Here is a 19879-nt window from a genome sequence, read left to right as displayed (position 1 = left end):
TATGAAAAACAATCAAAACAAAACCGTCGATTTACAACAAAAAAGGGCATTTTCAGGCGGTACGATCGTCATAGACTCGAAATTATCACCGTTTGGCATAAAAGGGATAACAAAAATGACACATCCAATCATCGAAGCCCTGCGCGGCAACGAAGCTCAGTTCACTGAACTACGCCGCTATTTTCATCAGCATCCTGAAATTGGTTTTGAAGAGCACAACACCAGCGATCGCGTGGCGGCGCTGCTCCAGGAATGGGGTTTTGAGGTCCATCGAGGTCTGGCCAAAACCGGCGTGGTCGGCACGCTGAAGGTGGGTAACGGGCATAAACGCCTGGGCCTGCGCGCCGATATGGACGCACTGCCAATGCAGGAAAACAGCGGCAAGGCGTGGAGCAGCACCGTTGAAGGTAAATTCCACGGCTGCGGTCATGACGGCCACACCACTACGCTCCTGTATGCAGCGGAGTACCTGGCGCGCACCCGCAATTTTAACGGCACGCTGCACCTTATTTTTCAGCCGGCGGAAGAGCTTCTGTATGGCGGACGCGTCATGCTGGAGGATGGCTTGTTTGACCTGTTCCCCTGCGACCATATTTTTGGCCTGCACAATATGCCTTCACAGCCCGTCGGAAAAATTGGTCTGCGCGATGGCGCCATGATGGCCTCTTCCGACACCCTACATATTGAGGTTAACGGCGTGGGTGGTCACGGCGCGGTGCCAGAACATACCGTTGATGCCACCCTGGTTGCCTGCCATATCACTGTCGCTTTGCAGTCGATTGTTTCGCGCAACATCACCCCCTTCCAGCCCGCCGTCGTTACCGTAGGCAGCATTCAGGCCGGGCACGCGCCCAACATTATCAACGACAAAGTATTGATGAAACTGACCGTGCGCACGCTGGATGAACGCGTGCGGCAAACCGTGCTACAGCGCATCCACGATATTGCCGTTGCGCAGGCAGAAAGCTTCAATGCTACGGCCACCATCCGTCACATTAACGGCAGCCCGGTGCTGAAAAACAATCCGCAAGCCAACGAGATGGTGCGCAGCGTCGCCACCGATCTGTTCGGTCAGGAATCCGTCGCGGAGGTGAATGCGTTTATGGGCAGCGAGGACTTTGCATTCATGCTCGAGAAAAATCCCAATGGGTGCTATTTCATGCTTGGCGCCGGGGATGAGCCTGACCGCTGCATGGTGCATAACCCGGGCTACGACTTTAACGACAACATTCTCCTCACCGGCGCGGCGCTGTGGGCCGCACTGACCGAACACTATCTGCGCTGATTCGCACCTTCCCGGGAGGGCACATTATGAGTACCGTTTCCCTGACAGGCACCTCCGCCTACGCCGGTAACGATCGGCTGCTGGCGGGTATCGTCATGAGCGTTCTGACATTCTGGCTCTTTGCCCAGTCGGTTATCAACGTTGTTCCGGCCATGCAGAATAGCCTCGATATTGCCCTCGAAACCCTCACGCTCGCCGTCAGCCTGAGCGCGTTGTTCAGCGGCTGCTTCGTCGTTGCCTGCGGCGGGTTTGCCGATAAGTTTGGGCGCGTGCGCCTGACCATGATGGGCCTGTTCCTGAACATTATCGGGAGCGGTCTGCTGTTCATTTCATGGGAGCCCGTCCTGTTTCTGTTGGGAAGAGCGATACAGGGGCTGTCAGCGGCCTGCATCATGCCCGCCACGCTGGCGCTGATTAAGACCTGGTATGACGGTAAAGCACGCCAGCGCGCCATCAGCTTTTGGGTTATCGGCTCCTGGGGCGGCAGTGGCCTGAGCTCGTTTGTAGGGGGTGCCATCGCCACCACGCTGGGCTGGCGCTGGATTTTTATTTTCTCCATGGTGGTGGCTCTGGCCGCGCTATTGCTTATCCGCGCCACCCCGGAAAGCCGCAGCCCTGATGCGTGTCGACACAAGCTGGATATCAGCGGCCTGGTGAGTTTTGTTCTTATGCTGGTGCTCTTTAATCTGTTTATCAGCAAAGGACACGGCTGGGGCTGGAGCAGCGGTGTATCGCTTCTGGTGCTGTCTGGCGCAGTGATTGCACTGATGTGCTTTGTTATTATCGGGCGACGGAAAGGCGATGCGGCGCTGATTGACTTTGCCCTGTTTAAAAACCGGGCCTACAGCGCCTCGGTATGCTCAAACTTCCTGCTCAACGGCTGCATTGGCACCATGATGATCGCCAGCATCTGGTTACAGCAAGGGCATCATCTGTCACCGCTACAGACCGGCATGATGACGCTGGGGTATCTGGTCACCGTACTGGCGATGATCCGGGTGGGTGAAAAACTGCTTCAGCGCTACGGCGCGAGGCTGCCGATGATGACCGGCCCGCTGCTGACCGCAACGGGTATCACGTTAATTTCATGCACCTTTTTAAGCAAAGAGGTCTATATCGTCACCGTTTTTCTGAGCAACATTTTATTCGGGCTGGGGCTAGGATGTTACGCCACACCCTCAACGGACACGGCGGTGATGAATGCGCCTGAAAATAAGGTGGGCGTGGCTTCAGGGATCTATAAGATGGGCAGCTCTCTGGGCGGAGCTATGGGTATCGCGGTCACCGCATCGCTGTACGCCCTGTGGCTGCCGATGGGAGCGGCCAGCGCCGCGCAGTATGCCTTACTTTTCAACAGTGCGATTTGCCTTGGGTCGGCCGTCGTGACCTGGGCATTACTGCCAACGTCAAAAGCCCCGCGTTAAGCGGGGCCACGGAAACATCAGGCAATGTTCAGATATTTGTGCGTCTGCATCGACAGCCGCCAGTTGCGGGCGATACAGGTTTCAATGCACAGACGGGTCGCATCGTCTTTCTGGCTGATGGGCTGAAGCGCAATCACGCGCTGCTTTTCGTCCGTCAGCGTTGCCAGCAGTTCATCCAGCGCCTCGATGTCGCGCACGCGCCCTACCGGGTGCTTAATTTCATCCGCGCGCTCAAGCGCCTGCGACAGCACGTCGTAACCGCCGCGCATATTCACCTTCGGTGAAACCGTTACCCACGTTGAGTGGGAGCAGCGCACTTCATGGGTGCCGCTGGTTTCGATCTGGCAGCTATAGCCGTTCTTTTCGAGCAGCTCGGTGAGCGGCATCAGATCGTGAATGCAGGGTTCCCCGCCGGTGATGACGACGTGGCGCGCCGTCCAGCCCTGACGACCAATAATGGCCAGCAGATCTTCCGCACTGCCCGCCCCCCACTTATCGCTCTCTTTGGTTTTCGCCAGAATGCTGAACAGCGACACTTCCCGATCTGCGAGCTTATCCCACGTATGTTTGGTATCACACCAGGCGCAGCCAACCGGGCATCCCTGTAAACGAATAAAAATAGCGGGAACGCCGGTAAAGTAACCCTCGCCTTGCAGGGTCTGGAACATCTCGTTAATCGGGTACTGCATAATCTTCTCAGTTAAGGGGATAAACGATAAGTATCGCAGATCCCCGCCGGATGATCATGCTCCATCGGTGCTTTGCGCGCCTATCGCTGCCATAAAACGCCCGGTGATTTGCTGTGGCCGGGTGATTGCGCCCCCGACAACCACCGTATGCGCCCCCAGCGCCAGGCATTTTGCCGCACGCTCGGGGGTGTCCACGTTGCCTTCCGCAATCACCGGAACCGTAACGGCCGCCAGCACCGCTTTCAGAAACGCGCAGTCATTCTCCGGGAGCGAATGGCCCGCCGTTTCCGCCGTGTAGCCGTAGAGCGTGGTTCCGATGCAGTCAAAACCAAGCGCCTGCGCGGTCACGGCCTCCTGCACGGTGGAAATATCAGCCATCAGCAGCAGCGAGGGATAACGGGCGCGGATCTGCCCGATCAGCGCCTCCAGAGTTTCCCCGCCGGGACGGTTACGGGCGGTCGCGTCCAGCGCGATGATGTCCGGCGCGACCGCCATCAGCTCATCCACCTCTTTCATCGTCGCGGTGATAAACACCTCGCTATCGGGATAGTCCCGCTTGATGATGCCGATAACCGGCAGCGAAACCAGCCCCTTGATCGCCTCAATGTCCACCACGCTGTTGGCGCGGATCGCAGCGGCCCCGCCCTGCGCCGCCGCCAGCGCCATTCGCGACATAATAAACGGGCTGTGTAAGGGTTCGTTTTCCAGCGCCTGACAGGAGACAACCAGCTTCCCCTTCAGGGTATTCAGTACAGTTTTCATTACGATAACATCTCTTCCACTTCGTTCCTGATGATGGTGACGTGCGGGCCATAGATGACCTGAACGCCGTTACCTCGTACGATGACGCCGCGCGCGCCGGTCGCTTTCAGGGCCGCTTCATTCACCCTGCTGCCCTCTTTTACCGTGACGCGAAGCCGCGTGGCGCAGCAGTCAACGTCCTCGAGATTGTCTTTGCCGCCCAGCCCGGCGATCACCGCTGCGGCGCGCTCGCTTTGCGGTAAGGCTTCGGCGTCGGCCACCGCTTCCCTTTCACGGCCCGGCGTGGCGAAATCAAAGCGGTTAATCAGGTAGCGGAAGGTAACGTAGTAGAGGAAGAACCACGGCACGCCCACCAGCGGGACGAACATCCAGTTGGTTTTCGCCTCCCCCTGCAAAATGCCGAACAGCACAAAGTCAATAAAGCCGCCGGAGAAGGTTTGCCCGATGGTGATATGCAGCATGTGCGCGAGCATAAACGCCAGCCCGTCAAACAGCGCATGAATGACGTACAGCACCGGCGCAATAAACAGGAATGAGAACTCGATGGGCTCGGTAATGCCCGTCAGGAAAGAGGTTAACGCCGCTGACAGCAGCAGCCCGGCTACGCGCTTTTTGTTCTCAGGTATAGCCGTGTGGTACATCGCCAGGCAGGCGCCGAGCAGGCCAAACATCATCGTGATAAAGCGCCCGGACATGAAGCGCGACGTGCCCTCATAGAAGTGCTGGGTGTTCGGGTCGGCGAGCTGAGCGAAGAAAATCCGCTGCGTACCCTCAACCAGGTGTCCGTTAACGATTTCACTTCCGCCGAGCGCGGTGGTCCAGAACGGCAGATAAAAGATGTGGTGCAGACCAAACGGGCCAAGCATGCGCAGGATAAAACCGTACAGCAGGGTGCCCAGATAGCCGGTGGCGTCCACCAGACCGCCGAGGCCAAAGATCAGCTTCTGGAAGTGCGGCCAGACAACGGTCATGAGCGCCCCGACGAGTATCGCCGCCAGCGAGCTGATAATCGGAACAAAGCGCGAGCCGCCAAAGAAGCCCAGGAACTGCGGAAGCGCGATTTTGTTAAACCGATGGTGCAGCGCGCAGGTCACCAGACCAATAACCACGCCGCCAAACACGCCGGTTTCCAGCGTCTGAATGCCCAGCGTCATACCCTGCCCTGCGGCACCCGGATTTTCAAGGGCCAGCTTTCCGGTCAGGATCAGCAGGGCGTTGATGGTGGCGTTCATCACCAGAAACGCGAGCAGGGCCGCCAGCCCCGCCGTGCCTTTATCGTTTTTCGCTAACCCAACGGCAACCCCAACGGCGAACAGCACGGACAAGTTCGCAAACACAATCGAACCCGCACTGCTCATGATGGTGAAGATGGCCTGTAGCCAGCCCACGTTTAAAAATGGGTAGGCCGTGAGGGTATTGGGGTTCGACAGCGCACCGCCGATCCCCAGTAATAGCCCCGCCGCCGGCAAAACGGCGATGGGCAGCATAAACGATTTGCCGAAGCGCTGCGCTTTTTCAAACCATCCGCCGGAAGAAGCGCCGCTGAACATGTGCATCATTTTTTTCATCCCCTGGTGTAATGATGAAAATTTTTATCACAATAAAAATTAAAAATGAAAATTATCATCATAAATCCAGGAGGCGGATCATACTTTTTCGAAATCGCTGGCATCTCTCCCCCGCTTTCCGCCACACTAGTCGACAGAGAAACGCATTAAGGATCTAGCATGTCAGACCATGAAAACCTGCTGCTTAAGTTACGCCAGGAGGCTTCCGGGTACAGCCCCACGCAACAAAAGCTGGGGGAGTTTGTTCTCAACGATCCTGCGCGGGTGTTGTATTTGACGATCACCGAGCTGGCGCGCGAAAGTCACACCAGCGAAGCCAGCGTGACGCGCCTGTGCCGGACGCTGGGCTGTAAGGGATATAACGAATTCAAAATGGCGCTGGCGCTGGATATTCAGCAGGGCCAGCCCGCACGTCAGGCCGGGGATGAAATCGATAACGTCGTGGATGAATCCGTGCAGGCCCTACAGGATACCGCCAGGCTCCTCGACAGAGCGCTGCTGGAAAAGGCCGCGCAGGCGCTGCATCAGGCGCGGTCGGTGCAGATTTACGGGGTGGCCGCCAGTGCGATCCTCGGGGAATATCTGCATTACAAGCTCCTGCGGCTGGGCAAACCCGCGCAGCTGTTTAGCGATATGCATCGCGCGGCCATGAATGCGGCAACGCTGTCTGACGAGACGCTGGTGGTCGCTATCTCAAGTTCGGGATCGACCCGCGATTTACTCCACGTCGTGAAGCTAGCCCGCAAGCGCGGCGTGCAGGTGCTGGCGCTCAGCAATACGCCACGCAGCCCGCTGGCGTCCCTCAGCGATATGCAGCTGGTTGCGGCAAAGCCCGAGGGGCCGCTGAGCGCGGGTGCGCTGAATGCCAAAGTTGGCGTCATGCTGCTTATCGAGCTGCTTACCACTTCCATTATCGCCATTGATGGCCGTTACGGCGAGGTGAGTCAGCAAACGGCCAGCGCAACGCTGCCGCTTCTGTTATAGAAAACAAAAAACCCGCCGAAGCGGGTTTTTTTATTGAAATGAAAGCTCGGGCTTATGCCTGACCTTTGATCTCTTTACGGCCGTTGTATGGTGCTTTTTCGCCCAGCGCTTCTTCGATACGAATCAGCTGGTTGTATTTAGCAACACGGTCAGAACGGCTCATAGAACCGGTTTTGATCTGGCCAGCAGCGGTACCCACAGCCAGGTCGGCAATGGTCGCGTCTTCAGTTTCGCCAGAACGGTGAGAGATAACAGCGGTGTAGCCAGCGTCTTTCGCCATTTTGATCGCAGCCAGCGTTTCGGTCAGAGAACCGATCTGGTTGAATTTGATCAGGATGGAGTTAACGATGCCTTTCTCGATGCCTTCTTTCAGGATCTTGGTGTTGGTTACGAACAGATCGTCACCAACCAGCTGGATTTTGTCGCCCAGTACTTTGGTCTGGTATGCGAAACCATCCCAGTCAGACTCGTCCAGGCCGTCTTCGATAGACACGATTGGGTACTGTTTGGTCAGGTCTTCCAGGAAGTGAGTGAACTCTTCGGAGGTGAACGCTTTGTTGCCTTCGCCAGCCAGAACGTATTTACCGTCTTTGTAGAATTCAGATGCTGCACAGTCCATCGCCAGGGTGATGTCTTTGCCCAGCTCGTAGCCTGCTGCTTTAACCGCTTCAGCGATAACAGCCAGCGCTTCTGCGTTAGAACCCAGGTTTGGCGCGTAGCCACCTTCGTCACCAACAGCAGTGTTCATACCTTTAGCTTTCAGAACTTTAGCCAGGTTGTGGAACACTTCAGAACCCATACGAACCGCTTCTTTCAGGGTTTTCGCGCCAACTGGCTGAATCATGAATTCCTGAATATCAACGTTGTTGTCTGCGTGCTCACCACCGTTGATGATGTTCATCATTGGTACAGGCATGGAGTATTTGCCTGGGGTGCCGTTCAGTTCAGCGATGTGCTCGAACAGTGGCATACCTTTAGCAGCCGCGGCTGCTTTGGCGTTCGCCAGGGAAACCGCCAGGATTGCGTTCGCACCGAAGTTAGATTTGTTTTCAGTACCGTCCAGATCGATCATGATCTTGTCGATGCCAGCCTGATCTTTGGCATCTTTGCCAATGATAGCCTGAGCAATAGGACCGTTAACAGCGCCAACCGCTTTCAGTACGCCTTTGCCCATGAAACGGGATTTGTCGCCATCACGCAGTTCCAGCGCTTCGCGGGAACCTGTAGAAGCACCTGATGGAGCTGCTGCCATACCGACGAAACCACCTTCCAGATGAACTTCGGCTTCAACGGTCGGGTTACCACGGGAGTCGATGATTTCACGACCGATGACTTTAACGATTTTGGACATTAGATTTTCCTCAGTACAAGTTAAACTAAAACTCCAGACAAACAACGCGTACCAGAGGTACGCGTTGCCGTTCTAACTTTTTTTACTTCGCCTGACGCTTCTGGTACTCGCTGGCAGCTTTCACGAAGCCGGCAAACAGCGGATGTCCGTCACGCGGCGTTGAAGTAAATTCCGGGTGGAACTGGCAAGCAACGAACCACGGATGGTTAGGCACTTCGATGATCTCGACTAACTGATCGTCCCCGGAGCGGCCCGCAACACGCAGGCCCGCAGCTTCAATTTGTTTCAACAACATGTTGTTGACTTCATAGCGGTGACGATGGCGCTCGGTGATGACCGGCTCGCCGTAAAGCTGGCGAACTACGCTATCGTCGGACAGCTGGCAGGCCTGTGCGCCAAGACGCATGGTGCCACCCAGATCGCTCTTCTCGGTACGGACTTCGACGTTACCGTCTTCGTCGCGCCATTCCGTAATCAGCGCCACGACAGGGTACTTACAGTCTGGCACAAATTCCGTAGAGTTCGCGTTTTCCATTCCCGCTACGTTGCGCGCAAATTCGATCAGCGCAACCTGCATACCCAGGCAGATGCCAAGGTATGGAATATTGTTTTCACGCGCATAGCGTGCAGTGGCGATCTTGCCTTCAACACCGCGGTAGCCGAAGCCGCCAGGGATGAGGATAGCGTCCAGATCTTTCAGAATTTCGACGCCGCGCGTTTCAACATCCTGCGAATCAATCAGCTTAATGTTCACGGAGACGCGATTCTTCAGACCACCGTGCTTCAGCGCTTCGATAACTGACTTATAGGCGTCCGGCAGTTCAATGTACTTACCGACCATACCGATAGTCACTTCGCCGCCCGGATTGGCTTCTTCGTAAATCACCTGTTCCCATTCAGACAGGTTAGCTTCCGGACAGTTCAAGCTGAATCGTTTACAAATATAATCGTCCAGACCCTGAGATTTCAACAGGCCCGGGATTTTATAAATGGAATCGACGTCTTTCATTGAAATAACGGCTTTTTCAGGCACGTTACAGAACAATGCAATTTTCGCACGTTCGTTCGCCGGAATCGCGCGATCGGAGCGGCAAACCAGGATGTCTGGCTGAATACCGATAGAGAGCAGCTCTTTAACGGAGTGCTGAGTCGGTTTGGTTTTCACTTCACCCGCGGCTGCCATGTATGGCACCAGCGTCAGGTGCATGAACAGCGCGTGTTCGCGCCCAATATCTACCGCCAGCTGACGAATCGCTTCGAGGAACGGCAGGGATTCGATATCCCCTACGGTACCGCCGATTTCAACCAGCACAACGTCGTGCCCTTCGCCACCGGCAAGGACGCGTTCTTTGATAGCGTTAGTGATGTGTGGGATAACCTGCACAGTTGCGCCCAGGTAGTCACCACGGCGCTCTTTACGCAGCACGTCGGAGTAGATGCGGCCAGTCGTAAAGTTGTTACGACGGGTCATTTTGGTACGGATGAAACGCTCGTAGTGGCCAAGATCCAGATCGGTTTCAGCGCCGTCTTCAGTAACGAACACTTCCCCGTGTTGGGTTGGGCTCATGGTGCCAGGATCGACGTTGATGTACGGATCCAGTTTCATCATGGTCACATTGAGGCCACGGGCTTCAAGAATGGCTGCGAGGGAGGCTGCGGCAATGCCTTTACCCAGAGAGGATACGACCCCGCCGGTCACAAAAATATAGTTCGTTGTCATGCTGAACCTGAGAAGTTAGGGTGAAACGATGGAATAACCAGGACGGGAAAGTAGTATACCCGAACACGACGAGCGCCACAAACTTTCATTCTCCGTCTCCTTCCCAGGCCATGACAAACATAAGGAGTGAGAAAATAGCCCCTTTTGGGTAAATGTTTTTGACGCAAATCAAGCGCTTGTCATTTAAAAAATCACACAAATTGCGCTTGATCGCAAAATTTCGTTAGAGATCATGTTCCTGGCGTTTTACTTCCTGCCAGACTTCTTCCATCGCCTCGAGGTCTATGCCGCTCATTTCCAGGCCGCGCGAGGCCACAATCCTCTCCACTTCGCGAAAGCGTCGTTCGAATTTAATGTTCGCTTTTTGCAGCGCCGTTTCCGCTTTTACGCCGAGGTGGCGCGAAAGATTGACGGTCGCAAACAGCAGATCGCCCATCTCCTCTTCCAGCTTTGCTTCATCCACAACGGCCTGCTGCGCTTCGTGCATCACTTCGTCGATCTCTTCGTGCACTTTTTCCAGCACCGGGCCAAGAGAGTGCCAGTCAAATCCTACCGCCGAGCAGCGCTTTTGAATTTTGTGGGCGCGCATCAGCGCGGGCAGGCTCAGGGGAATATCGTCCAGCGCCGAGTGCTGAGATTTTTCAGCGCGTTCGGCGCTTTTAATCTGCTCCCAGCGCGCCAGCACTTCCGCACTGTTGCCTGCGGTGGCGTCGCCAAAGATATGCGGATGACGACGCTCCAGCTTGTCGCTGATAGCGGCGCAGATATCGTCAAAGTTAAAGCGCCCCTCTTCCTGCGCCATCTGGGCGTAGAACACCACCTGGAACAGCAGGTCGCCCAGCTCGCCGCGCAGGTCGTCGAAATCTTCGCGCGAAATCGCGTCCAGTACCTCGTAAGTCTCTTCCAGCGTGTAAGGCGCGATGGTGGCGAAAGTCTGCTCTTTGTCCCACGGGCAGCCGTTTTCCGGGTCGCGAAGACGCTTCATGATGCCGAGCAGGCGGTCGATTTGAGTCATAGTTCTGTCCTGATGTCAAAATGCCGGGTGGCGGCGTTGCCTTACCCGGCCTACAGAAAAGGATGGTTAGCCACCGTGCAGACGACGCGCGTCAATCACATCCGGCACCTGGTTCAGTTTGCCGAGCACGCGGCCCAGCACCTGAAGGTTGTAGATTTCGATGGTCATATCGATAGTGGCAAGCTGCTCGCGGGTATCGCTGCGGCTGGCAACACCCAGCACGTTGACCTTCTCGTTAGCGAGAATAGTGGTGATGTCGCGCAGCAGGCCGCTGCGGTCGTTGGCGGTAACGCGCACGACCAGCGAGTAGCCGGCCGAGTAGCTTTCTCCCCAGACGGCTTCCACGATACGTTCCGGCGCATGCGATTGCAGCTCTGCAAGCTGGTCACAATCGGAGCGGTGAATCGAGATCCCGCGCCCCTGCGTGATGAAGCCGACAATATCGTCCCCCGGGATAGGCTGGCAGCAGCGGGCAATATGGTGCATCAGGTTACCCACCCCTTCGACCACCACGCGGCCATTGTCCTTGCTGCGCTGCTGCGGAGCGTAGGTTTTCTGCTGGAGCTGCTTCAGCGCTGCGGCATCCTGCTCTGCCGCGCTTGGTTTGTTGAACTGCGCTTGCAGGAAGTTCACCATCTGGTTCAGGCGAATATCACCGCCGCCAATGGCCGCCAGCAGCTCGTCCAGCTCGTTGAAGTTGTAGCGCGGCAGCAGGAATTTCTCCGCCTCTTTCAGGCTTATCCCGATATGCTCCAGCTCGTCGTCAAGGATCTGGCGACCGGCAAGGATATTCTTGTCCCGATCCTGCTTGCGGAACCAGGCGTGAATTTTAGAGCGCCCGCGGCTGGTGGTAACGTAACCGAGGTTCGGATTAAGCCAGTCGCGGCTTGGGTTTGGCTGCTTCTGGGTGATGATTTCAATCTGGTCACCCATCTGTAGCTGGTAGGTAAACGGTACGATGCGCCCGCCGATCTTCGCCCCGATGCAACGGTGCCCCACGTCGCTGTGAATGTGGTAGGCGAAATCGAGCGGCGTGGAGCCTGCTGGTAAATCAACAACATCCCCTTTCGGGGTAAAGACGTAGACGCGATCGTCAAAGACCTGGCTGCGCACTTCATCGAGCATTTCGCCAGAGTCGGCCATCTCTTCCTGCCACGCAATCAGCTTACGCAGCCAGGCGATACGATCCTCGTGACCGGAGCGACCGCCGCCGGAGGTGCCCTCTTTGTATTTCCAGTGCGCCGCCACGCCCAGCTCGGCGTCTTCGTGCATCTGTTTGGTACGGATCTGAATTTCCACCGTTTTGCCGCCAGGGCCGAGCACCACGGTGTGGATGGACTGATAGCCATTCGGTTTCGGGTTCGCGACATAGTCGTCGAACTCGTCCGGCAGATGACGGAAATGGGTGTGCACGATCCCCAGCGCGGCGTAGCAGTCCTGCAAACGTTCCGCCACGATACGTACGGCGCGCACGTCGAACAGCTCGTCAAAGGCGAGGTGTTTCTTCTGCATTTTGCGCCAGATGCTGTAGATGTGCTTCGGACGCCCGTAGACCTCGGCGCGCACATTCTCCTCTTTCATCGACTGGCGCAGCCCGCTGACAAATTCATCGATATAGTGCTCGCGGTCAATGCGGCGTTCGTGCAGCAGTTTTGCAATGCGTTTGTATTCCGCCGGATGCAGGTAGCGGAAGCAGTAATCTTCCAGCTCCCACTTCAGTTGCCCGATACCCAGACGGTTCGCGAGCGGCGCATAGATATTCGTACACTCTTTGGCGGCGAGGACGCGCTCGTCTTCCGGCGCATCCTTCACTTCGCGCAGATGGGCTACCCGTTCCGCCAGCTTGATCACCACGCAGCGGAAATCATCCACCATCGCCAGCAGCATCCGGCGGACGTTATCCACCTGCTCGGAAGAGACAGAATCCGTTTGCGCGGCCTTCAGTTGACGGATGGCGGCCATATCGCGCACGCCGTGGATGAGCGCCACGACGGACTGGCCGACGCTTTCACGCAGCACGTCTTCCGTCACCACGTTCGCATCCGCCAAGGGGAACAGCAGTGCGGCCTGTAGCGTTTCGATATCCATGTTCAGCATGGACAGAATTTCGACCATCTCCACGCCGCGCCACAACAGGAGTTCAGCGTCCGGATGCCCCTGCGTTGTGCGTAAACAATAGGCCCAGGTTTCGGTTAAGCGTTCACACGACTGCTGGCTGGAAATCCCCAGACTTGCGATCCATTTTTGAGGGTCAAACTCACCAGCTTTATTTAAATGTGCACTTCTTACCGCAACCATCGTCCTCTCCTTTAGGGACAAGAGCCTGTCGAAGTCGACAAGCCAAACTCATTAGATGTGCTCGAACAACACCATCGATTCCAGATGTCCAGTGTGCGGGAACATGTCCAGCATTGCCAGACGCCGAATCTGGTAACCCCCGCTCAATAATGCTTCACTGTCACGGGCGAGCGTCGCCGGATTACAGGAAACATAGACCACGCGTTCAGGCGCGAGTTTAATTATATATTGCATCACGCCCGGCGCACCCGCGCGCGCCGGATCGAGCAGGATCTTATCAAAGCCCTGCTTAGCCCACGGTTGCCGCGTGACATCATCCTCAAGATTTTGATGAAAGAATGTCACATTTTGCAAGCCGTTCTGCCTGGCGTTCTCCTGGCCTTTCGCCACCAGCGCCTCAACGCCCTCCACGCCGACCACGCTTGCTGCTTTGCGGGCCAGCGGCAGGGTAAAGTTCCCCATACCGCAGAACAGATCGAGCACCCGATCGGTGGGCTGGACGTCAAGCCATGCCAGCGCATTCGCCACCATCTGCTGGTTTACGCCGTCGTTGACCTGGATAAAATCCCGTGGGCTGAACGTTAAGCGTAGTCCGTCTGACGCATACCAGGGCGCTTCTCCGCTGACCTGCTCAAGTATCTCGCTTTGCGGCGCAAGGAAAAGCGCAAGCTCATGAGAATGCGAAAAGCGTTCCAGTTTTTCGCGATCTTCCGGTGAGAGCGGCGCGGTGTGGCGCAACACCATCAGCGGGCCGCTGTTGGCCAGCACCAGTTCGACATGCCCCAGCGAACGCACCCCGTCCAGCGATGCAAGACAGTGGTGCACAGCCGGGAGCAGCGCCTCAAGTTGGGGCACCAAAACAGGGCACTGCGTGATGGAGACGATATCGCTGGAGCCAGCCTTGCGAAAACCCATCTCCAGCCGTTCGGTTTTTGGCTGATAGCTGAGGCTCAGGCGAGCGCGGCGACGGTAGCCCCACGGCTGGTCAGCCACAATGTCACTGACGTCATGTTTTAGCAGGCGGGCCAGCGCGCTGCTTTTACTTTTTTGCTGTAATTCTGTGCTGGCATGCTGTTGCTGACAGCCACCGCAGACGCCAAAATGGGGGCAGCGAGGCGTGACGCGTTCCGGGCTATCGTTAAGACGGCGCTTAACCTGGCCGCGTGCATACTGGCGTTTGTCTTCCGTCAGCGTAATGTCTGCGCGCTCTCCGGGCAGCAAACCGGTGATAAACAGCGTCTTGCCGTTATGACGCGCCACCCCCTGACCGAAAGGATCGAGGTCCGTGGCTTCAACAGTTATGATCTGACGCGTCGTCACGCGTCGTTTTGCAGAGTAGAATTGCGCCATCGCCGAGATTGTTCTCAAATAAACATAATTAGCCTGATTGTCCCATAACGGAACTCCATGACCAACTACAGCCTGCGCGCACGCATGATGATTTTGATCCTCGCTCCTACCGTTCTCATCGGTTTGCTGCTGAGCATTTTCTTTGTGGTGCATCGCTATAACGATTTGCAGAGGCAGCTTGAAGATGCCGGGGCCAGCATTATCGAACCGCTGGCCGTCTCCAGCGAGTACGGCATGAACCTGCAAAACCGCGAATCCATTGGTCAGTTAATCAGCGTGCTGCACCGCCGACATTCAGAGATCGTGCGCGCCATTTCCGTTTACGACGAACATAACCGCCTGTTCGTTACCTCGAATTTTCATCTGGATCCCACGTCGCTGAAAATCCCGGAAGGTACGCCCTTCCCGCGTCATCTCACGGTCCTGCGGCGCGGCGATATTATGATCCTGCGCACGCCGATTATCTCGGAAAGCTATTCACCCGATGAATCAGCCCAGTCGGATGCGAAGTCCAGCAATAATATGCTGGGATACGTGGCGCTGGAGCTGGATCTCAAGTCGGTGCGGCTCCAGCAGTACAAAGAAATATTCATTTCCGGCGTGATGATGCTGTTCTGTATCGGCATTGCGCTTATCTTCGGCTGGCGACTGATGCGCGACGTCACGGGGCCTATTCGCAACATGGTGAATACCGTTGACCGGATCCGTCGGGGTCAGCTCGACAGCCGCGTGGAAGGCTTTATGCTCGGCGAGCTGGATATGCTAAAAAACGGCATCAACTCGATGGCGATGTCGCTGGCGGCCTATCACGAAGAGATGCAGCACAACGTTGACCAGGCAACCTCCGACCTGCGCGAAACGCTGGAGCAGATGGAGATCCAGAACGTGGAGCTGGATCTGGCGAAAAAACGCGCGCAGGAGGCGGCTCGTATTAAGTCTGAATTCCTGGCGAACATGTCGCACGAGCTGCGAACGCCGCTGAATGGGGTGATCGGCTTCACCCGCCTGACGCTCAAAAGCGAGCTGAATCCAACCCAGCGTGACCACCTGCATACCATTGAACGATCGGCCAACAACCTGCTGACCATCATTAACGACGTGCTGGACTTCTCGAAGCTGGAAGCGGGCAAGCTGATTCTGGAGAGTATTCCGTTCCCGCTGCGCAGCACCCTGGATGACGTGGTCACGCTGCTTGCCCACTCCTCGCATGATAAGGGGCTGGAGCTGACGCTCAATATCAAAAACGACGTGCCGGATAACGTCATTGGCGACCCGCTCCGCCTGCAACAGGTCATCACCAATCTGGTGGGCAACGCGATCAAATTCACCGAGAGCGGCAACATTGACATTCTGGTCGAAAAACGGGCGCTCAGTAATAACAAGGTCCAGATTGAGGTGCAGATCCGGGATACCGGCATCGGCATTCCGGAGCGCGATCAGTCGCGTCTGTTCCAGGCGTTCCGCCAGGCCGATGCGAGCATTTCCCGTCGTCATGGCGGAACGGGCCTGGGGCTGGTGATCACCCAAAAGCTGGTGAAAGAGATGGGAGGCGATATCTCCTTCCACAGCCAGCCTAACCGGGGCTCGACCTTCTGGTTCCATATCAATCTCGATCTTAATCCGAACGTCCAGACCGACGGCCCGGTCACCGACTGCCTGAAAGGGATGCGTCTGGCCTACGTGGAACCGAATGCCGCCGCGGCGCAGTGTACGCTGGATGTGTTAAGCACTACGCCGCTGGAGGTGGTTTACAGCCCGACCTTCTCCGCGCTGGCGAACGATCATTACGATATCCTTTTGATGGGTATTCCGGTGACGTTTACCGGAGAGCTCACCATGCAGCAGGAACGCCTGGCGAAGGCGGCCTCAATGACGGACTACCTGCTGCTGGCTCTGCCGTGTCACGCCCAGCTTAATGCCGAAGAGCTGAAAAACGACGGGGCGGCGGCGTGTCTGCTGAAACCCCTTACCGCCACACGGCTGTTACCCGCGTTGACCGAATATTGCCGTCTGACGAATCAGCCCCTGCTGCTGGCGAACGACGAACGTAAGCTCCCGATGACGGTGATGGCTGTGGACGATAACCCGGCCAACCTGAAGCTGATTGGCGTGCTGCTTGAGGATCAGGTTCAGCACGTTGAGCTGTGTACCAGCGGCGCCGAAGCCGTAGAGCAGGCCAAACAGATGCAGTTTGACCTGATCCTGATGGACATTCAGATGCCGGGCATGGATGGCATCCGCGCCTGCGAGCTGATTCGCCAGCTTCCGCACCAGCAGCAGACGCCGGTGATTGCCGTGACGGCGCACGCGATGGCGGGACAAAAAGAGAAGCTGCTGGGTGCGGGCATGAACGATTATCTGGCGAAACCGATCGACGAAGAGAAGCTGCACAGCCTGCTGCTGCGCTACAAGCCGGGTCACATTGGCGGGACATACACCATTTCAGCTGAATCGCCGGAAATCAGCGTCAACCAGAATGCCACGTTTGACTGGCAACTGGCGCTGCGGCAGGCGGCGGGCAAAGCCGATCTGGCGCGCGATATGCTGCAAATGCTGGTGGACTTCCTGCCTGAGATTCGAAATAAGGTAGAAGAACAGCTGGTGGGTGAAAACCCTGAAGGGTTGCTGGAGGCTATCCATAAGCTGCACGGCAGCTGCGGCTACAGCGGCGTGCCGCGGCTGAAAAATCTCTGCCAGCTGCTTGAACAGCAGCTCCGCGCGGGTACGCCGGAATCAGATCTTGAACCGGAATTTCTGGAGCTGCTGGACGAGATGGACAACGTGACGCGGGAAGCGATGAAGGTGTTGGGGAACTAAGACAATAGCCCGGTGGCGCTTCGCTTACCGGGCCTACAGGAGCACGATCGTTAACGCGAAATCCCCTGCCCCACCTTTATGACCGCCGCAATATTCCTTGCGGCCATCTGCACGTTCTGTTGCGCATTTTCCAGCGCGTCCTCCAGGGAACAGATGGTGTAAATCACGCTGAACACGGCATCCAGCCCATGCTCGTGCACCACGCCAACGTCCGCCGTCAGGCTGCCGGCAATGCCGATAACCGGTTTGTTGTAGCGTTTCGCGACTCTCGCTACGCCAACGGGCACTTTGCCGTGGATCGTCTGGCTGTCGATACGCCCTTCGCCCGTGATCACCAGATCGGCGTTCGCGACCTGTTCATCAAGATGCAGCGCATCGGTGACAATCTCAATGCCCTGACGAAGCTGCGCGCCGCAAAAAGCGTACAGCGCCGCCCCCATCCCACCAGCCGCACCGCCGCCCGCCAGGTTTAAAACGTCAATATCCAGATCCCGGGCGATAATTTTTGCGAAATGCGCAAGCGCGTCGTCCAGCGTCCTGACCATTTCCGGCGTCGCCCCTTTTTGAGGACCGAATACCGCAGACGCGCCAGCCTCGCCGATCAGAGGGTTGGTCACATCGCAGGCCACTTCGATTCGGCAGGATGCCAGCCGCTTGTCCAGCCCGCTGAGATCGATATGGGCAAGGCTAGCCAGTTCACCGCCGCCCGGCCCAACGTGCTGCGCTTTAGCATCCAGCAGTTTTACCCCCAGCGCCTGCACCATGCCTGCGCCACCGTCATTGGTCGCGCTGCCCCCAATGCCGATAATGATATGCTTAACGCCCGCGTCCAGGGCATGACGGATGAGTTCCCCGGTTCCCCACGAGGTGGTGATTAACGGGTTACGCTTTGCCGGAGCAACAAGCTCCAGGCCGCTCGCGGCCGCCATTTCGATAAACGCGCTTTGCCCGTCTCCGGATAAGCCGAAAAACCCTTCTACGCGTTCACCCAAAGGCCCGGTAACGGGAACATGGACAAGGCGCCCCTGCGTGGCGGCCACCATAGCCTCCACCGTCCCTTCGCCACCATCGGCAACCGGTAATTTGACGTATTCCGCTGAGGGGAAGATTTCGCGAAAACCGATCTCTATCGCTGTCGCCACCTCAAGCGCGCTCAAGCTTTCCTTATACGAGTCCGGAGCGATAACAATTTTCATAAGCCATCCTTACGCATGTTAGTTACGTTAAGCATACACCACGTAAGGGACCGTTCATGGGAGCGGTCCCAATGCGCTTATCGTACCATGCACGGACGTTTATTGTCGAATGACCACTCGGGGATCAGGTACTGCATCGCCAGCGCATCATCACGTGCGCCCAGGCCGTGTTTCTGGTACAGCTCGTGCGCTTTCATGACCTGCTCCATATCCAGCTCAACGCCCAGACCCGGCGTGGCGGGAACCTGCACCATGCCTCCCTTGATCTCAAACGGTCGTTTGGTCAGGCGCTGGTTGCCCTCCTGCCAGATCCAGTGGGTGTCGATGGCGGTAATGTTGCCCGGCGCAGCGGCCGCCACGTGGGTGAACATCGCCAGCGAAATGTCGAAATGGTTGTTGGAGTGCGAGCCCCAGGTCAGGCCAAACTCGTGGCACATCTGCGCCACGCGAACCGAGCCCTGCATCGTCCAGAAGTGCGGATCTGCCAGCGGAATATCCACCGATTGCAGCGAGAGCGTGTGCCCCATCTGACGCCAGTCGGTTGCGATCATGTTCGTGGCGGTTGGTAGTCCGGTGGCGCGACGGAACTCCGCCATCACTTCACGTCCGGAGAAACCCTGCTCTGCACCGCACGGATCTTCCGCGTAGGCCAGCACGCCCTTGAGCTGCTTGCCAATGCCGATCGCTTCATCAAGCGACCAGGCGCCGTTCGGATCCAGCGTGACGCGCGCCTGCGGGAAACGCTTCGCCAGCGCGGTAATCGCCTCTGCCTCTTGTTCACCGGCCAGCACGCCGCCCTTCAGCTTGAAGTCGTTGAAGCCATATTTTTCATACGCCGCTTCCGCCAGGCGCACCACCGCGTCCGGCGTCATCGCTTCATCGTGGCGCACGCGATACCAGTCGCATTTTTCGTCCGGCTGGCTCTGGTACGGCAGCGGGGTGAGGTTGCGGTTGCCGATGAAGAACAGGTAACCGAGCATTTCCACTTCGCTGCGCTGCTGGCCGTCCCCCAGCAGGGAGGCAACGTTGACGCCCAGATGCTGGCCTAAGAGATCCAGCATCGCGGCTTCAATGCCTGTGACCACGTGGATAGTGGTGCGAAGATCAAACGTTTGCAGGCCACGGCCACCCGCATCGCGATCGGCAAAAGTGTTACGCACGCTGGTCAGCACATTTTTGTACTCGCCCAGCGCTTTACCCGCCACCAGCGGAATGGCGTCCTCCAGCGTTTTACGGATCTTCTCCCCGCCCGGGATTTCACCCACACCGGTGTGTCCTGAGTTGTCCTTGATCACCACGATATTACGGGTGAAGAACGGCGCGTGAGCGCCGCTCAGGTTCATCAACATGCTGTCATGTCCCGCGACGGGGATAATCTGCATGGAGGTGACTACAGGGGTAGAAAATGTGCTCATCGTTC

General features: G+C 57.1%; 14 protein-coding genes. 4 read left to right on the top strand and 10 right to left on the bottom strand.

Annotation, left to right across the window (positions count from 1 at the left end):
- Positions 1 to 115: 115 nt before the first annotated feature.
- Both IM267_RS08815 and IM267_RS08810 read left to right on the top strand, forming a co-directional pair.
- Positions 116 to 1285, top strand: a complete 1170-nt coding sequence (locus IM267_RS08815) for a M20 aminoacylase family protein (RefSeq protein WP_193033206.1) — start codon at positions 116 to 118, stop codon at positions 1283 to 1285.
- Positions 1286 to 1311: 26 nt separating this feature from the next.
- On the top strand, positions 1312 to 2709 hold the full coding sequence (locus IM267_RS08810) for an MFS transporter (protein ID WP_193033205.1): 1398 nt from the start codon (positions 1312 to 1314) through the stop codon (positions 2707 to 2709).
- A 17-nt stretch (positions 2710 to 2726) separates the two neighbouring features.
- On the opposite strand, the gene queE is transcribed toward IM267_RS08810, so the two are convergent.
- The 3 genes from queE to IM267_RS08795 are packed head-to-tail and all read right to left on the bottom strand — an operon-like array spanning position 2727 to position 5719.
- Positions 2727 to 3398 (bottom strand): 7-carboxy-7-deazaguanine synthase QueE, encoded by a 672-nt coding sequence (gene queE, locus IM267_RS08805; protein ID WP_006811780.1) that lies wholly within the window; start codon positions 3396 to 3398, stop codon positions 2727 to 2729.
- A gap of 54 nt (positions 3399 to 3452) precedes the next feature.
- Complete coding sequence (locus IM267_RS08800; RefSeq protein WP_107533622.1) at positions 3453 to 4160, bottom strand: N-acetylmannosamine-6-phosphate 2-epimerase; 708 nt, start codon at positions 4158 to 4160, stop codon at positions 3453 to 3455.
- Complete coding sequence (locus tag IM267_RS08795) at positions 4160 to 5719, bottom strand: PTS transporter subunit EIIC (protein ID WP_193033204.1); 1560 nt, start codon at positions 5717 to 5719, stop codon at positions 4160 to 4162. Before IM267_RS08795 ends, IM267_RS08800 begins: the two co-directional genes overlap by 1 nt.
- 168 nt (positions 5720 to 5887) lie before the next feature.
- Between IM267_RS08795 and IM267_RS08790 the strand changes: the two genes are divergently transcribed.
- Positions 5888 to 6712 carry a MurR/RpiR family transcriptional regulator gene (locus IM267_RS08790; protein ID WP_193033203.1) on the top strand — a complete coding sequence of 275 codons (825 nt, stop codon included), beginning with the start codon at positions 5888 to 5890 and terminating at the stop codon, positions 6710 to 6712.
- 52 nt (positions 6713 to 6764) lie between these two features.
- On the opposite strand, the gene eno is transcribed toward IM267_RS08790, so the two are convergent.
- The 5 genes from eno to rlmD all read right to left on the bottom strand — a co-directional run bounded on the left by eno (position 6765) and on the right by rlmD (position 14446).
- Positions 6765 to 8063, bottom strand: a complete 1299-nt coding sequence (eno, locus tag IM267_RS08785) for a phosphopyruvate hydratase (protein ID WP_013098515.1) — start codon at positions 8061 to 8063, stop codon at positions 6765 to 6767.
- Between the two features lie 82 nt (positions 8064 to 8145).
- Entirely contained in the window at positions 8146 to 9783 is a 1638-nt protein-coding gene (gene pyrG, locus IM267_RS08780; protein WP_063451903.1) for a glutamine hydrolyzing CTP synthase, read from the bottom strand.
- Between the two features lie 223 nt (positions 9784 to 10006).
- On the bottom strand, positions 10007 to 10798 hold the full coding sequence (mazG, locus tag IM267_RS08775) for a nucleoside triphosphate pyrophosphohydrolase (RefSeq protein ID WP_063869337.1): 792 nt from the start codon (positions 10796 to 10798) through the stop codon (positions 10007 to 10009).
- 66 nt (positions 10799 to 10864) lie between these two features.
- A complete protein-coding gene (gene relA / locus IM267_RS08770; protein ID WP_063451905.1) occupies positions 10865 to 13096 on the bottom strand; it encodes a GTP diphosphokinase in 2232 nt (743 codons plus the stop codon).
- A gap of 51 nt (positions 13097 to 13147) precedes the next feature.
- Positions 13148 to 14446, bottom strand: a complete 1299-nt coding sequence (gene rlmD, locus IM267_RS08765) for a 23S rRNA (uracil(1939)-C(5))-methyltransferase RlmD (protein WP_193033202.1) — start codon at positions 14444 to 14446, stop codon at positions 13148 to 13150.
- 57 nt (positions 14447 to 14503) lie between these two features.
- On the opposite strand from rlmD, the gene barA reads away from it, so the two are divergent.
- Positions 14504 to 17263: a two-component sensor histidine kinase BarA gene (gene barA, locus IM267_RS08760; RefSeq protein WP_131636316.1), complete on the top strand. Its 2760-nt coding sequence runs from the start codon at positions 14504 to 14506 to the stop codon at positions 17261 to 17263.
- A gap of 50 nt (positions 17264 to 17313) precedes the next feature.
- Here the strand turns inward: barA and IM267_RS08755 are convergent, their stop codons facing one another.
- Positions 17314 to 18459, bottom strand: coding sequence for a glycerate kinase (locus IM267_RS08755; protein WP_193033201.1), 1146 nt, complete (start codon positions 18457 to 18459; stop codon positions 17314 to 17316).
- Between the two features lie 77 nt (positions 18460 to 18536).
- Entirely contained in the window at positions 18537 to 19874 is a 1338-nt protein-coding gene (gudD, locus tag IM267_RS08750; protein WP_193033200.1) for a glucarate dehydratase, read from the bottom strand.
- Between the last annotated feature and the right edge of the window lie 5 nt (positions 19875 to 19879).

It is taken from the genome of Enterobacter cloacae complex sp. P15RS, from assembly GCF_014895905.1.
Taxonomy (GTDB): Bacteria; Pseudomonadota; Gammaproteobacteria; order Enterobacterales; family Enterobacteriaceae; genus Enterobacter; species Enterobacter quasihormaechei.
The sequence above is the reverse complement of the archived record's forward strand: the minus strand, read 5'-3'. Positions and strand labels throughout refer to the sequence as shown.

Excerpts from the sequence above, each read along its gene's own strand:
- IM267_RS08815 (WP_193033206.1), top strand. The coding sequence starts at position 116 with ATGACACATCCAATCATCGAAGCCCTGCGCGGCAACGAAGCTCAGTTC.
- queE (WP_006811780.1), bottom strand. The coding sequence starts at position 3,398 with ATGCAGTACCCGATTAACGAGATGTTCCAGACCCTGCAAGGCGAGGGT.
- IM267_RS08810 (WP_193033205.1), top strand. The coding sequence starts at position 1,312 with ATGAGTACCGTTTCCCTGACAGGCACCTCCGCCTACGCCGGTAACGAT.
- IM267_RS08795 (WP_193033204.1), bottom strand. The coding sequence starts at position 5,719 with ATGATGCACATGTTCAGCGGCGCTTCTTCCGGCGGATGGTTTGAAAAA.
- IM267_RS08790 (WP_193033203.1), top strand. The coding sequence starts at position 5,888 with ATGTCAGACCATGAAAACCTGCTGCTTAAGTTACGCCAGGAGGCTTCC.
- IM267_RS08800 (WP_107533622.1), bottom strand. The coding sequence starts at position 4,160 with ATGAAAACTGTACTGAATACCCTGAAGGGGAAGCTGGTTGTCTCCTGT.
- eno (WP_013098515.1), bottom strand. The coding sequence starts at position 8,063 with ATGTCCAAAATCGTTAAAGTCATCGGTCGTGAAATCATCGACTCCCGT.
- barA (WP_131636316.1), top strand. The coding sequence starts at position 14,504 with ATGACCAACTACAGCCTGCGCGCACGCATGATGATTTTGATCCTCGCT.
- mazG (WP_063869337.1), bottom strand. The coding sequence starts at position 10,798 with ATGACTCAAATCGACCGCCTGCTCGGCATCATGAAGCGTCTTCGCGAC.
- relA (WP_063451905.1), bottom strand. The coding sequence starts at position 13,096 with ATGGTTGCGGTAAGAAGTGCACATTTAAATAAAGCTGGTGAGTTTGAC.
- IM267_RS08755 (WP_193033201.1), bottom strand. The coding sequence starts at position 18,459 with ATGAAAATTGTTATCGCTCCGGACTCGTATAAGGAAAGCTTGAGCGCG.
- gudD (WP_193033200.1), bottom strand. The coding sequence starts at position 19,874 with ATGAGCACATTTTCTACCCCTGTAGTCACCTCCATGCAGATTATCCCC.
- pyrG (WP_063451903.1), bottom strand. The coding sequence starts at position 9,783 with ATGACAACGAACTATATTTTTGTGACCGGCGGGGTCGTATCCTCTCTG.
- rlmD (WP_193033202.1), bottom strand. The coding sequence starts at position 14,446 with ATGGCGCAATTCTACTCTGCAAAACGACGCGTGACGACGCGTCAGATC.